This window comes from Streptomyces djakartensis (genome assembly GCF_014651075.1).
Taxonomy (GTDB): domain Bacteria; phylum Actinomycetota; class Actinomycetes; order Streptomycetales; family Streptomycetaceae; genus Streptomyces; species Streptomyces djakartensis.
In genome coordinates this window covers 96,392-109,447 of record NZ_BMWE01000018.1, presented here as the reverse complement: position 1 = coordinate 109,447, position 13,056 = coordinate 96,392, and the positions used below count along the sequence as shown (strand labels likewise).

The following is a 13,056-nucleotide window of genomic DNA, read 5'->3' as shown; positions in this document are numbered from 1 at the left end:
CAGTGAACGGTGCGGGAACGCGTGCTGTCGGTGACGGGGTGGGCCACGGGCGGAGTGTGCCAGGGCGGGGCGGTCCGGCGCAGGCGCAACCTGACGTATCAGCGGCCGCCTTCGCCGCCGGGTGACCGCCCCCCGCGGGGAGCCGCGCTCGCGCTTCCGTACGGCAACGGCGCACCGAAGGCGTGGCCACCGGGCCGAACGAACGGCGCGACCAGGGCGGCCGAGGTCACTGAGGGGCCGCCGCCGACCCGCGGCCGTGGGAGCTGATGGTGAAGGCGTTCAGCGCGGGGGTCTTCCCCCGCGGCCCGCGCGGGAAGCGCAGGGCCGCAGCGGTGTCCCGCCGGTTCGCTGCGGGGGACGACCGGCCCGGGCGGTCGGGCGCACCCCGGACTGAGGGTCTGACACCGCCCTGGGCCGATGCCTTACTCCATGTAGTCCTCGTCGAACAGCGGGTCCTGCTCGCCCTCCTTCGCCTGGCGCAGCCGCCTCGCCCGCGCCCCGACGATCACCGCCGTCCCGGCCGCTGCCGCGGCGAATGCCGCCGGGATCATCCAGCTCCGGTTCACGGCGTGGCCGAGGGCGTGGTCGAGGGAGAGCCGGCCCGGGCCGGTGATGGCGAGGCCCGCCGCCGTGAGGCCGAGTGTCGCCGCGTATTCGTAGCCGCCGCCCTGGTTGAAGAAGCCGTTCGGGGTGTGCACCGCTGCCGCGCCGGCCATCGCGCCGGCGGCGGCCGCACCCGCGGCCGGTGTGGCGAGGCCCAGGGCCAGCAGCGTGCCGCCGCCGGCCTCGGCGAGGCCGGCCGCCGTCGCGCTGGCCTTGCCGGGGGCGTACCCGACGGACTCCATGAACTGGCCGGTGCCCTCGATGCCGTGTCCGCCGAACCAGCCGAACAGCTTCTGCGCGCCGTGCGCCGCCAGCACACCGCCGGTCCCCGCCCGAAGCAGCAGCAGGCCCAGATCACGTCGGTCGTAACGCCTCACGTCGTCTCCCGGAGCAGACAGCAGACACCAGACAGCGGACAGCAGACAGCAGACAGCGGACAGCGGACAGCAGACAGCTGAAGCGGCAGAACGCTCCCCTTCGCGTCTCCACCGTCGCACCGCTGGCGCCCCGCGACATCCGGCGGACCCGTCCGGGACGCCGTTCGGGTGGCACGGGTGGCGGGGTGCGAGGGCCGGTACGAGGCTGGCTCGCATGACGATTCAGACCACGCGCCTCAGTGATCCGGCCGTCCGCGCCTTCGTGACCGCCGTGAACCACCACGACCGGGAGGGCTTCATGGAGCTTCTCGCTCCGGGCGCGACGATGGCGGACGACGGCTCCGACCGCGACCTCGCCGACTGGGTCGACCGGGAGATCTTCTCCACCCACGGCCACATGGAGGTCGACAACGAGTCCGACGGAGGCCGGTCCCTCATCGCCCGCTACAGCAACGACACCTGGGGCGAGATGCGGACCCGGTGGAGCTTCACCGTGGACGACGACGGAAGGATCTCCCGCTTCGAGACCGGTCAGGCCTGACGCCCCGCATCACCGGGCTGTGCGGCAGTCGTTCCACGCGCACCGGTGCGCACCCCGCGGTCCCACGCCGGGTCCACCCCCACCCGGTGCCGTGGAACGACTGCCGCCTCCCCCCTGGATGTGGCTTGTGGAAGCCTCTTGCTCCAAGTGTGAAGCTTTGGTGTAGGAGAGTTGAGCATAAGGCCCCGAACGGCCGCAATACCCCGGACGCTTATATTCCGGTTGTGCAGGTTGACGAGTTGAGGAGTTGGCGAGTCGGTGCGCTGGCGCGTCATGCCGGTCCGGGTGGCGGCTCAAGCCGGCGAGAGCTCCGCCGTGAGGTCCTCGTCCGGGGTGTCGTCCGGGGTCTCGCCCGGGTAGCGGACGCCGACATGGTTCCGGATCGCGTCGAGCGTCCGCATCACGGCGAGCGTGCCGTCGAGCGGGACCAGCGGGGACTCGGTCTCGCCGGCGCGCACGGCACGCATCACCTCGGCCGCTTCGTGACGGAGGCTGTTGCGGGGCCCGTCGGCCGGGTCGGCGGTGAACTCCTCGGGGTCGCGGCCGTCCCGGTGCAGGACGAAGCGGTCCGGGAAGAAGAAGCCGTGCGGGATGTCGACACGGCCCTTCGAGCCGGTGACCGAGGCGGAGGTCGCCGTACCGCCCACGATGGAGCAGTGCAGCGAACCGAGAGCGCCGCTCTCCCAGGAGAGCACCGCTGCCGTCTGCAGATCGACGCCCTCGTCCGAGAGGACCGCCCGCGCCGTCACGTCCGACGGCTCCCCGAGCAGCAGCTGCGCGAACGACACCGGATACACGCCCAGATCGAGCAGCGCGCCCCCGCCCAGCTGAGGGTCGCGCAGCCGGTGCGAGGGCGGGAACGGCCCGGCCAGTCCGAAGTCCGCCTGCACGCTGCGCACTTCACCGATCGCCCCGTCGTCGACCAGCGTCTTCAGCCGCCGCACCAGCGGATTGCAGTACATCCACATCGCCTCCATCAGGAAGCGCCCGTGCTCCCGCGCCAGCGCGACGAGTTCCTCCGCCTCGCGCAGATTCAGCGTGAACGGCTTCTCGCACAGCACGTTCCGCCCGGCCGCCAGGCACAGACCGGCGGCGGTCCGGTGCGCCGTGTGCGGCGTGGCGACGTAGACGACATCGATGTCCTGGTCCTGTGCGAGCGCGCTCCAGTCGCCGTACGCCCGGGGGACACCGAACCGCTCGGCGAACGCCCGCGCCGACTCCTGGGACCGGGACGCCACCGCCACGACCTCCGCGTCCGGCAGGTCGATCAGGTCCGCGGTGAACGCGGCCGCTATCCCTCCGGTCGCCAGAACCCCCCACCGCACCGTGTCCGCCGTCGCCGTCATCGTCGCCCCGCCTTCAGCCTCGTGACCCCGAGCATTCGTACGAGCTGAGAGCATAGGTGGCGATCGACTCGAACAGGGAGGGACTCATGCCCGAGGGTGGGGCGTCCATATCGAACACCGCGCGAGGGGCCGCAGCCGGGACGGAGCGGCCCGACCGGACCTCGCACCGCCGCACCGGGCTCCTGGTCACCTTCCTCCTCGGCAGCCTGACCGCCGTACCGCCGCTGGCGATGGACATGTACCTCCCGTCGCTGCCGGAGGTCACCCGCTCCCTGCACGCCCCCGCCGCGACCGTCCAGCTCACCCTCACCGCCTGCCTGGCCGGCATGGCGCTCGGCCAGCTCGTCGTCGGGCCGATGAGCGACCGCTGGGGACGCCGCCGCCCGCTGCTGACCGGCCTCGCGGTCTTCGTCGTCGCGACCGTCCTGTGCGCGCTCGCCCCCACGGTCGGACTCCTCATCGCCTTCCGCCTGGCGCAGGGCCTCGCGGGCGCCGCCGCGATCGTCATCGCCCGCGCCGTCGTGCGCGACCTGTACGACGGCATGGCCATGGCCCGCTTCTTCTCCAACCTGATGCTGATCTCCGGCGTCGCCCCGATCGTGGCGCCGCTCATCGGCGGGCAGGTCCTGCGTGTGACGGACTGGCGGGGCGTGTTCGTCGTCCTCACCGCCATCGGCGTGCTGATCGGAACGCTGGTCTGGGCGAGGCTGCCCGAGACCCTGGAGCCCGCCGAACGCCACAGCGGCGGAGTCGGCGAGGCCCTCCGCGCGATGCGCGGTCTGCTCGCCGACCGATGCTTCGCCGGCTACATGCTCACCGGCGGCTTCGCCTTCGCCGCGCTGTTCGCCTACATCTCGGCGTCCCCGTTCGTCATCCAGGAGATCTACGGCGCCTCCCCGCAGACGTTCAGCCTGCTCTTCGGCGTCAACTCGGTCGGGCTGGTCCTCGTCGGCCAGATCAACGGCAAGATCCTGGTCGGCCGGGTCAGCCTGGACCGGGTGCTGGGCATCGGCCTGACCGTCGTCATCACCGCCGCGACCGCGCTGCTGCTGATGTCCACGGGCGTCTTCGGCGAGGTGGGCCTGGCGCCCGTCGCCGTCGCGCTGTTCGTCCTGATGTCCGCGATGGGCATCACCCTGCCCAACACCCAGGCCCTCGCCCTGATGCGCACCAAGCACGCCGCCGGCTCCGCGTCCGCCCTGCTCGGCACGTCGTCCTTCCTCATCGGCGCGATCGCCTCCCCGCTCGTCGGCGTGGCCGGGGAGGACACCGCCGTTCCGATGGCCGTCGTCCAACTGGCCGCCGCACTGGTGGCACTGGTCTGTTTCGTGGGAATGTGCCGACCCTGGAAGGCGGAGAGCACGCGCGCGAACGCGGAGGGAGCGGAGAGCTGAGCGCACCGAGACTGCGCGACGGCACCCCGGAACGGGCCGGCCTCGATCCCGCGGAGCTGCGTCACCTCGTCCGGGAGGTCCACGTCCTCACCACCGGCACGCGCCCCTGGGCACCGGGAGCGGTCCTGGTCGTGGGGCGCGGACCGGTGATCGCCGTCGAGGAGGCGGCGGGCTGGGCCGTGCGGTACGCGGCCTACGACGAGGACGCCGACGCCGGTGTGGAACTGCCCCCCGAGGAGCGGGTCCCGATGACCGTCGGCACGCCCTTCGACCTGGCGTCCCTCACGAAACTGTTCACGTCGGTGGCCGCCGTGCAGCAGATCGAGCGCGGGACGCTGGGCATCGACGCGCGGGTGGGCGCGTACCTGCCCGACTTCACGGCGGCCGCCCGGCACGGCATCACCGTACGGCAGCTCCTCACCCACACGTCCGGGCTGCCGCCCGAACTCCCGCTGTACGACTACCCCGACCACGCGCGGCGCCTGGCCGCGCTCCGCTCGGAGCCCCCGGCCGGCGGAGCGGGCACGTACCGCTACTCCGACCTGAACATGCTGCTCCTCCAGCACCTCCTGGAACGCGCCACCGGCCGCACGCTCGACGTCCTCGTGCGTGACGGCATCACCCGGCCGCTCGGTATGACGGCGACCGGGTTCGGTCCGTGCCCCGGGGCGGCGGCGACGGAGGACCAGCGGCGGCCGTGGGCCAAGGCCGACCGGGGGATGCTGCGGGGGGAGGTCCACGACGAGAACGCGTGGGCGCTGGGCGGCGTGGCCGGGCACGCGGGCCTGTTCTCGACGGGCCGGGACCTCGCGGTGTTCTGCCGCACCCTCCTCGCCGGCGGCTCCTACGGCCCCGCCCGCATCCTCGGCCCCGACTTCGTCGAGCTCCTGTTCACCCCACCGGGCCTAGGCTTCTCCCTCGACCAGCCCTGGTTCATGGGTGACCTCGCGGGCCGGGGCGCGGCGGGCCACACGGGCTTCACGGGGACGTCCCTGGTGCTGGACCGGGCGACGGACACGTTCCTGATCCTCCTGACGAACGCGGTCCATCCGCGCCGCCGCCGCCCGGACAGCGCGCCGAGGGCGGCGGCGGGAACGCGGGTGGCCCGGGCGGTCCGGGGAGCATAGTGAAAGGACCCCTCAGCCGGCGGACCTGAGAGAATCACCGGGTGAACGCCCCCGTACGCCCCGACGAGACCCTCCGTGCCGCCCTCGCCGGCCTGCTCGACGGACTCCCGCCCCGGCAGGCCTCCCAGGCGGTCGACCGGCTCATCGCCAACTACCGCGGCGCCACCCCGACCGACGCGCCGATCCTGCGGGACCGCGCCGATGTCGCGGCCTATGCCGCCTACCGGATGCCGGCGACCTTCGAGGCCGTACGGTCCGCCCTCGAGGCGTTCGCGGACGCCGCGCCCGAGTGGGTGCCGGGAGACCATGTGGACATCGGCGGCGGTACCGGCGCAGCGGCCTGGGCCGTGAGTGCCACCTGGGACGGGCCGCGGCCCGTCACCGTCCTCGACTGGGCCGAGCCCGCGCTCGACCTCGGGCGGGAGATCGCCGCGGCCAACCCGGCGCTGCGGGACGTACGGTGGCAGCGCTCCCGGATCGGAGCGGCGCTCACTCTCGAGAGCACTGATCTCGTCACCGTCTCCTACGTCCTCAACGAGCTGACCGCGCCCGACCGCACCGCCCTCGTGGACGCCGCGGCGGCCGCCGCCCGAGCCGTCGTGATCGTCGAACCCGGCACCCCCGACGGCTACGCCCGTGTCATCGAGGCCCGCGACCGGCTGATCACCGCCGGCTTCCGTGTCGCCGCCCCCTGCCCGCACAGCGCCGCCTGTCCCATCGCCCCCGGCACCGACTGGTGCCACTTCTCCGCCCGGGTCAGCCGATCCTCCCTGCACCGGCAGGTCAAGGGCGGCTCGCTCGCCTACGAGGACGAGAAGTTCAGCTACGTCGCCGCCACCCGGTTCCCCGTGGCCCCTGTGCCCTCCCGGGTCGTCCGGCGCCCCCAGATCCGCAAGGGACAGGTCCTGCTCGACCTGTGCGAGACGGAACCGTCCCTGCGCCGTACGACCGTCACCAAACGCCACGGCGACCTGTACAAGGCGGCCCGGGACACGGACTGGGGGGACGCCTGGCCGCCCTCCGGCCCCGGCCCTACGTCCCCGGCGTCCCCGTGAGGTGCCCCCGGCCCGCCCAGCGGGCCAGCGCGTCCTGTGCCGACGCCCGGTCGGCCGGGGGCAGGTCGGCGATGTCGACGCTGTGATTGCCGCCGGGCACCCACAGGGCCCGTGAGTCGGCACCACCGGGGCGGAAGTACTCGGCGACCGACGGGTCCTGGGTGCCGTACACGAACAGCAGCCGGCTCCCGCTGCGGCGGACCCAGCGGTCGATGTCCGGCATGGCGGCCGGGTCGAAGACCATGGGGATGTCGCGGGGGACGAAGTTGCGCGCCGCGATGCCGTCGGGGTGGCGCAGCAGGTCCGCGAGGTGCGCGGTGGGGACGTCGCCGTACCCCAGCTGCGTGCCGATCTGGTACCAGTAGGGGACGTACCGCCGCGCCGCCGTGTCGGCGTACAGGGACAGCCCCGCCCAGTCGTCCAGCCACCTGTACAGCTCGTCGGCCGTCGCGTCCGGGCCGGGGATCGCGGCGACGTCGGCCGGAGTCGCGCGCTGCCAGAACATGGACAGCACACGCAGGACGGCGATCTCGAACGCCTTGTCCGCGCCGCCGATGATGCGGAACGTGTCGCTGCCGGCCGCCGCCCAGGCCTCGTAACGGGCCACCATCTCGGCCCGGTCCAGCAGGAGCCGTCGCTGGGCGGACTTGACGGCCTCGCGGCCGGCGGGGGTGCCGACCGTCTCCAGGAAACGCAGGTAGGCGGAGTCGTCGCGGTCGTCGATGTTGTTCGGGGCCGAGTAGACCACCGTGCCGTCCACGTCGTGCGGGTGGAAGCGGCGGTGGTAGACGCTCGCCATGCCGCCCTTGCTGCTGCCGGTGGAGATCCACGCGCCGGGACAGAGCCGGCGGAACAGCCGGACGACGCGGTGGTGGTCGTCGGCGGCCTGGCGGATGGTGAGGTGGGTGTAACCGGGCTCCGCCGGACGTGACTCGCCGAAGTAGCGGTGTTCCACCTGGAGTTGGTTGGCGCCCAGCAGGACCGCCGGTTCGCTGAGCCGGGGTGTGAGGAGTGCGTGGTAGCCCGTGGTGGTGAGCACGGTGGGCCGGTCGGCGGCGGTGTGGAGGAGGGTGAGGCGCTGCTCGAAGGTGCCGGCCGCGGGGTTCGTGTGGTCGACCGGCTGGCGCAGGCCGAGGACGAAGTGCCGGTAGCCCGGTTCGGCGTCCTGCCGCTCCTCGATCAGCCGCAGTCCGGGCAGTGCCCGCAGGGCGTCCGCGATGTCGTCGTGGGCGAGGCGCGCGGCCCTCGCGGGTGCGGCGGTCAGGGCGGCGAGGCCCGCCGCCGAGGCTGCGGAGGTGAGCAGCCGTCGTCTCGTCCACACGCGCATCGTGTTCCTCCCGGGTGTCCGTGGGGTGTCTGGCAGTGGCCGCGGGGTCGCGACCGCTTCAGTACATCCGCCGGACGTCCCGGGAGGATCCCGCGCGCGAGGGGACCGTCTCCCCCGGGCGGGGGAGGTTCACGACGACGTGTCGGTCGTGCCGCCCTCCTGCTGTTGCTGTCGTTTCTCCTGGAGCTTGCGCAGCAGCTCACGCTTCTGGGCCTGCGGATCGAGTCCGCCGCCGATCCGGCCGCCCTGACCGCCGCCGCGCAGCGCCTTGCGGCCGAGGTTCTTGCGCGATCCGCCGACGCCCAGCATGTTTCCTCCGCTTCGGGCCATCTCGGGCTCCCTCCATGATCCGAGTGCGGCACGAGACGGTTCGTCTCGACCGTACCCTCTACTCTCAACGAGACGCGACGTCTTGTCAACCTGCTAAATTCGGTACATGGCCGTCCAGAAGTCCGCTCAGCCCGCCAAGTCCGTTCCCGACTCGACCCGGCGCAGTGAGAAGTCCCGCCGGGCCATCTACGACGCCGCCCTCGCGCTCGTCGTGGAGGTCGGCTACCCGAAGACCACCATCGAGGGCATCGCCGCCCGCGCCGGTGTCGGGAAGCAGACGATCTACCGGTGGTGGTCCTCCAAGGCGGACGTCCTGATGGAGGCGTTCCTCGACCTGGGCGAGCGGCCCCTGGGGGAGGTGAAGCCGGAGCCGTACGCCTTCCCGGACACCGGCGACGTCGCCGCCGACGTCAAGGACGTGCTGCGGGCCACCGTCGACCAGCTGCGCGACCCGAGGTTCGAGGCGCCGTCGCGCGCGCTGGCCGCCGAGGGGGTCGTCAACGAGCAGCTCGGGCGTGAGCTCGTGGCCAAGCTGATGCAGCCGTCGCTCGACCTCTACATAGGCCGGCTGCGCGCCGCTCAGGAGGCCGGCCAGGTGCGGCCCGATGTCGACCCGCGCATCGCCCTGGAGTTCTTCGTCTCCCCGCTCGCCCAGCGCTGGCTCCAGCACACGGGTCCGATCTCCTACGAGTACACCGACACCCTCGTCGACTACGCCCTTCAGGGTCTCGCGCCCCGCTGACCCTCCCGCGCAGCCGCACGCCGGGCCTCGCGCCGGGCGTCCCGCTCGGCTTCCCTCCGGTCGGCTCGCGCCAGACGCCCCGGGGTGTCCGTGATCACCCCGTCGCAGCCGAGCGCCAGTACGCGGTCCCGCTGTGCGTCCGTCACCACGGTGTGCGCCCACACCCGCCGGATCCCGGACCGCACCGCCCGCGTCAGATCGGCGTCCCTCGCCCGGTGGTCCACGTCCAGCAGATCCACGTACGACCGCCAGCGCTCCGGCCGGTCCGTGCGCAGCTGCCGTGCCGAGCGCCACAACTGCGACAGCAGGCCCAGGCGATGGGCGCGCCGGGCCACCTCCGGGTCGTTGGAGTTCACGAAGACCGAGCGGGTCAGACCGCGGGCCCGGATCAGCCCGGCCAGCCGGTCCAGGCTCGGTGGGTCCTTCGCCTCCAGCATCAGCACGATCCGCCCGCCGAAACGATCCAGCACCTCGGCGACCGTCGGCGGCCGTTCCGACCGCCAGCTGCCCGGCAGCGCGTCCTTCGGGCGCAGCCGTACGCCCTGCCACTCCCGGGCGTCCAGGCCGCGCACCTCGCCGCCGAGGTAGGTGGTGCGGTTCAGGGTCTCGTCGTGGAACACCACGGGCGTGCCGTCCCGCAGCAGCCGGGTGTCGAAGTCCAGCACCTGTGCCGTGCCGCGCTCGTAGGCGGCCATCAGCCCCGACATGCTGTTCTCCGGGACCTCGCGAGCGCCGCCGCGGTGGGCGACGTACGTGATCCGGGGGAGTGCCGCCACCGTCAGCGGGCCCTCGCCCCACTCCAGCGGGGCCGGGGTGGCGGCGGCCGGTCCCGTGAGGGTCAGCGAGACCAGGGAAGCCGCGGAGGCCAGGCCCGTCAGCGCGATCCATGTGACCATGGCGACCACGGTAGGACGATATGTCATGGCAAAGCGGGCAATGACACCAGATGCTGGTGTGGAGTGCGCCTCGCCCCGGTGGCATATGCCTCGCCCCTCCTGCCCCCGGATGTGGGCACTGGCCCCCCGCTGCGCGGGAAGATGGGACCATAGGGCATGCTGTTCCGCACGACGGCGAGGCGAGGGGATAGATGAGCGCGGAGTTCGGCGGCCGGAACGGCCTGCAGGGCAAACTCACCCAGTGGCTGCGCGCCGGGCGCCGGCCCAAGGAGACCGCCGGTGACGGCGGCCGTGAGGCCCTGCTGCTCGCCGCCGCCGACGCGGGACTGCCCCTCGCGCCCGCAGCGCACCCGTCCGGCTACCGCTGCTCCTGCGACCGGGTCGGCTGCCCCACCCCAGCCCGGCACCCGGTGTCCTTCGCCTGGCAGACCCAGTCGACCACCGACCGCGCCCAGATCGAGCGCTGGGCCCGCCATCAGCCGCAGGCCAACTTCATCACCGCGACCGGCATGGTGCACGACGTCCTCGACGTGCCCCTGGACGCCGGTCGCGTCGCGTTGGAGCGGCTGCTCGGCGCGGGCGTCGAGGTCGGGCCGGTCGCCGAGAGCGACGACGGCCGCATGCTCTTCTTCACCCTCACCCGCGGTACGCCCGAGGACGAGGACGAGTGGTGGCCGTGCGAACTGGACTGCCACCCCGAGACGATGGACGAGCACCCCGGCCTGCGGTGGCACTGCCGCGGTTCCTACGTCCTGGTACCGCCGGCGCGGCTGCCCGGCGAGGACCAGACGGTGCACTGGGTGCGGGGGCCGGAGCATCCGCTGCCGGACCCGTTGAGCCTGCTGGAGGCTCTGACCGAGGCGTGTGCCCGGTACGCCGGTGAGGAGCCGGACCACTCGGGTGCGGGCTGGCCCCTGCGGCACTGAACCGGGCCGGGTTCTCCTTCCCCCGGAGCGGCGTTACGAGCCTTCCGCGGCCGTCATGCCCTGGATCCGGCCCAGGATCGTCACCTTGCCGGTCCCCGGTGGGTCGACGGCCACCTCGTTGGAGACGAACTCCAGGGTGAGGGACTGCTTGATCTCGCCGGTCGTCAGGGCGAGGACGTCCTTGTCGGGGGCGGGGACCGAGGTGCCCGCGTGGGCGGTCTGCTTCTCGTAGTGCCGCGTGGTGAAGAACACGAGTGCCCCGCCGTCCGCCGTACGCAGGGCCAGCGGCGCGTAGTCGCCGCTGTCCAGCGGCTCGTCGATGTACTGGGTGACCATGCCCGGCCTCTCGGAGTTCTTCTTGCGCAGGGCACGCCACTGACTGGTGTGGAGGCCGTCCGTGAAGCCGTCCCCGCCGTTCTTCAGGTACGTCGTGTAGTCCCGGCTCAGCTTCCCGGGGCCGGCGGTGAGACCGGTCTCGTTGGCGGGGACCGACTCCGCCCAGCCGTCCGCGTCCTTCTTGAACTCCGGGACCTTGCCGGGCGCGACGAGGGTCAGGTAGGCGACCTGGAAAGGGTCGTCGAGGCTGCTGCGGGTGAACACGAGCAGCCAGCGGGCGGTGCCGCCCTTGTTGCCGGCCGCGTCGACGAGGAACCAGCGGGGCCAGCCGGCCTTCTTCGGGATCGTGAACTTCGCGTCCGTCAGCCTCAGGGGCGTGTGATTCGGGTTGCCGTCCGGGTTGTTGGCCTTCCCGGCCTTCAGACGGGCCGAGTCGATGGCGGCGAGGGCGCCGGTGGTGTGTCCGGCGTCCAGCGAGGCGTCGTAGGCCTGGTCGGCCTCGTTGTACGCGGCCGTGAACTCCTGGAGGGCCTTGGCGGCTTCGGCGCGGGTGGTGGACGGGAGGACCTCCCGTTCGCCGTGCACGACGACGCAGCCACTGGCCGTCAATGACATAGCGGTCATCGAGGCGGCTATGAGTGCACTCCGGGCGGGCCTGCGGAGCGTTCGAGGGTCGCGATCCCAGCTCATCGGCTTCCTTCACCTTCCCCTTTCCGGAGGCGAACCCTACCGGGTGCCTTCGGTGGTTGGGGGCTCGGGCCGTTGCGCGCTCGGCTTCGTGGGGGGTCGGGGACGTGCCGGGGGGTGTCCGTCCTCGGAACGGCGCGACGGAGTCGGATACCGAGTGACTCCCCGTTGACGCGCCAACCGCTGCGGGCGGACACCCCCCGACACGTCCCCTTCCGTGCGTGCGCGGCTGCGGGCCGTCCTAGCTGCGGGCAGCCGCCCCGCCGCTGCGGGCAGTCGTGGCCGCCCCAGCTGCGGGCAGTCGTGCCGCTGGGGCGGCACGGGTGGGCGCAGCGGCACCCCGCAACGCCGGGCTGCGCAACGCCCCCGCCCCCGCACCCACGCCGAGGGCCTCGCAACGCCGAGCTGTGCACGCCCGGGTCCCAGCGTCAACGCCCAGCAACCCGCAACGCCGGGATGCGCAGCCCCCGGCCCGGCATCCGCCGAGCACCTCGCAAACGCCGGGCCGCGGGCCCGCCCCTCCTCAGCTGTCCCGGGCGGGAGTTGTCGTCGTCCGGCGCTGTCCGAGGCCCGCCGGCATCAGGAACAGAGCCAGCGTCGGAACCAAGTACAGCAGCCACACCACGACTTGGAGCACCGTCGGATCCGGCTGGAAGTTGAACACGCCCTTGAGCAGCGTCCCGTACCAGCTGTCCGGCGGAATCGCGCTGGAGATGTCGAAGGCCTTGTCGCCGAGGCCGGGCAGGAAGTCGGCCTCCTGGAGGTCGTGGAAGCCGTAGGCCAGTACGCCCGCCGCGACGACGACCAGCATGCCGCCGGTCCAGGTGAAGAACCGGGCGAGGTCGATCCGCAGCGCACCCCGGTAGAACAGCCAGCCCAGGAGGACCGCGGTCAGCAGGCCGAGGGCGACGCCCAGCAGCGGCCGCGGCGTGCCGTCGCTCGCCGCGTGGACCGACGCCCAGACGAACAGGGCCGTTTCCAGGCCCTCCCGGCCCACGGCCAGGAACGCCGTCGCGACCAGCGCCCCCGTGCCCATCGCCAGCGCCGCGTCCAGCCTGCCGTGCAGTTCCGACTTGAGGTGCCGGGCCGTGCGGCGCATCCAGAACACCATCCAGGTCACCAGGGCGACCGCGAGGATCGACAACGATCCGCCGAGCGCCTCCTGGGCCTGGAACGTCAGCTCCTGGGAGCCGAACTCGAGTGCGCAGCCGAAGCCCAGGGCGAGGGCCACCGCGACGCCGATGCCGGTCCAGATCGGCTTCAGCGCGTCCCTGCGGTCCGTCTTCACCAGGTACGCGATGAGGATGCAGACGACGAGGCTCGCCTCCAGGCCCTCGCGCAGACCGATCAGGTAGTTCGAGAACACGGG

The 13,056-nt window shown here is 72.8% G+C and carries 13 protein-coding genes; 6 read left to right on the top strand and 7 right to left on the bottom strand.

Translation table 11 applies throughout. From position 1 onward, the window contains the following. Positions 1 to 422 precede the first annotated feature (422 nt). Positions 423 to 980 (bottom strand): DoxX family protein, encoded by a 558-nt coding sequence (locus tag IE212_RS27065; protein ID WP_190200578.1) that lies wholly within the window; start codon positions 978 to 980, stop codon positions 423 to 425. Between the two features lie 214 nt (positions 981 to 1,194). Here IE212_RS27065 and IE212_RS27060 point away from each other — a divergent pair, with 214 nt between their 5' ends. Further along, positions 1,195 to 1,521: a nuclear transport factor 2 family protein gene (locus tag IE212_RS27060; protein WP_190200577.1), complete on the top strand. Its 327-nt coding sequence runs from the start codon at positions 1,195 to 1,197 to the stop codon at positions 1,519 to 1,521. A 293-nt stretch (positions 1,522 to 1,814) separates the two neighbouring features. Here the strand turns inward: IE212_RS27060 and IE212_RS27055 are convergent, their stop codons facing one another. After that, a complete protein-coding gene (locus tag IE212_RS27055; RefSeq protein ID WP_190200576.1) occupies positions 1,815 to 2,867 on the bottom strand; it encodes a Gfo/Idh/MocA family protein in 1,053 nt (350 codons plus the stop codon). 86 nt (positions 2,868 to 2,953) lie between these two features. On the opposite strand from IE212_RS27055, the gene IE212_RS27050 reads away from it, so the two are divergent. From IE212_RS27050 to IE212_RS27040, 3 genes are read left to right on the top strand one after another with little or no spacing between them, the layout of a single operon-like run. Continuing rightward, entirely contained in the window at positions 2,954 to 4,261 is a 1,308-nt protein-coding gene (locus IE212_RS27050) for a multidrug effflux MFS transporter (RefSeq protein WP_190200575.1), read from the top strand. Continuing rightward, entirely contained in the window at positions 4,204 to 5,388 is a 1,185-nt protein-coding gene (locus tag IE212_RS27045; protein ID WP_190200574.1) for a serine hydrolase domain-containing protein, read from the top strand. Before IE212_RS27050 ends, IE212_RS27045 begins: the two co-directional genes overlap by 58 nt. Positions 5,389 to 5,429: 41 nt before the next feature. Then, the gene (locus IE212_RS27040; RefSeq protein ID WP_190200573.1) at positions 5,430 to 6,443 is read left to right on the top strand and encodes a small ribosomal subunit Rsm22 family protein; all 1,014 of its coding nucleotides are present in this window, start codon (positions 5,430 to 5,432) and stop codon (positions 6,441 to 6,443) included. Here the strand turns inward: IE212_RS27040 and IE212_RS27035 are convergent. Further along, positions 6,421 to 7,770 (bottom strand): S28 family serine protease, encoded by a 1,350-nt coding sequence (locus IE212_RS27035; RefSeq protein WP_190200572.1) that lies wholly within the window; start codon positions 7,768 to 7,770, stop codon positions 6,421 to 6,423. The two genes, IE212_RS27040 and IE212_RS27035, sit on opposite strands and share 23 nt — an antisense overlap. A 129-nt stretch (positions 7,771 to 7,899) precedes the next feature. After that, entirely contained in the window at positions 7,900 to 8,100 is a 201-nt protein-coding gene (locus IE212_RS27030) for a DUF6243 family protein (protein WP_229864600.1), read from the bottom strand. A gap of 106 nt (positions 8,101 to 8,206) precedes the next feature. Between IE212_RS27030 and IE212_RS27025 the strand changes: the two genes are divergently transcribed. Next, the gene (locus IE212_RS27025) at positions 8,207 to 8,842 is read left to right on the top strand and encodes a TetR/AcrR family transcriptional regulator (RefSeq protein WP_190200571.1); all 636 of its coding nucleotides are present in this window, start codon (positions 8,207 to 8,209) and stop codon (positions 8,840 to 8,842) included. On the opposite strand, the gene IE212_RS27020 is transcribed toward IE212_RS27025, so the two are convergent. Continuing rightward, entirely contained in the window at positions 8,821 to 9,738 is a 918-nt protein-coding gene (locus tag IE212_RS27020) for a glycerophosphodiester phosphodiesterase (RefSeq protein WP_229864599.1), read from the bottom strand. The two genes, IE212_RS27025 and IE212_RS27020, sit on opposite strands and share 22 nt — an antisense overlap. A gap of 191 nt (positions 9,739 to 9,929) precedes the next feature. Here IE212_RS27020 and IE212_RS27015 point away from each other — a divergent pair, with 191 nt between their 5' ends. After that, positions 9,930 to 10,664, top strand: a complete 735-nt coding sequence (locus IE212_RS27015) for a bifunctional DNA primase/polymerase (RefSeq protein ID WP_190200570.1) — start codon at positions 9,930 to 9,932, stop codon at positions 10,662 to 10,664. 33 nt (positions 10,665 to 10,697) lie between these two features. On the opposite strand, the gene IE212_RS27010 is transcribed toward IE212_RS27015, so the two are convergent. Together IE212_RS27010 and efeU are read right to left on the bottom strand one after the other, a co-directional pair. Then, positions 10,698 to 11,690, bottom strand: coding sequence for an SCO2278 family lipoprotein (locus IE212_RS27010; RefSeq protein WP_190200569.1), 993 nt, complete (start codon positions 11,688 to 11,690; stop codon positions 10,698 to 10,700). 520 nt (positions 11,691 to 12,210) lie between these two features. Next, positions 12,211 to 13,053: an iron uptake transporter permease EfeU gene (gene efeU / locus IE212_RS27005; RefSeq protein ID WP_190200568.1), complete on the bottom strand. Its 843-nt coding sequence runs from the start codon at positions 13,051 to 13,053 to the stop codon at positions 12,211 to 12,213. Positions 13,054 to 13,056: the final 3 nt, after the last annotated feature.

Coding starts and splice junctions, on each gene's coding strand:
- IE212_RS27060 (WP_190200577.1), top strand. CDS start 1,195: ATGACGATTCAGACCACGCGCCTCAGTGATCCGGCCGTCCGCGCCTTC.
- IE212_RS27055 (WP_190200576.1), bottom strand. CDS start 2,867: ATGACGGCGACGGCGGACACGGTGCGGTGGGGGGTTCTGGCGACCGGA.
- IE212_RS27050 (WP_190200575.1), top strand. CDS start 2,954: ATGCCCGAGGGTGGGGCGTCCATATCGAACACCGCGCGAGGGGCCGCA.
- IE212_RS27035 (WP_190200572.1), bottom strand. CDS start 7,770: ATGCGCGTGTGGACGAGACGACGGCTGCTCACCTCCGCAGCCTCGGCG.
- IE212_RS27030 (WP_229864600.1), bottom strand. CDS start 8,100: ATGGCCCGAAGCGGAGGAAACATGCTGGGCGTCGGCGGATCGCGCAAG.
- IE212_RS27025 (WP_190200571.1), top strand. CDS start 8,207: ATGGCCGTCCAGAAGTCCGCTCAGCCCGCCAAGTCCGTTCCCGACTCG.
- IE212_RS27020 (WP_229864599.1), bottom strand. CDS start 9,738: ATGGTCACATGGATCGCGCTGACGGGCCTGGCCTCCGCGGCTTCCCTG.
- IE212_RS27015 (WP_190200570.1), top strand. CDS start 9,930: ATGAGCGCGGAGTTCGGCGGCCGGAACGGCCTGCAGGGCAAACTCACC.
- IE212_RS27010 (WP_190200569.1), bottom strand. CDS start 11,690: ATGAGCTGGGATCGCGACCCTCGAACGCTCCGCAGGCCCGCCCGGAGT.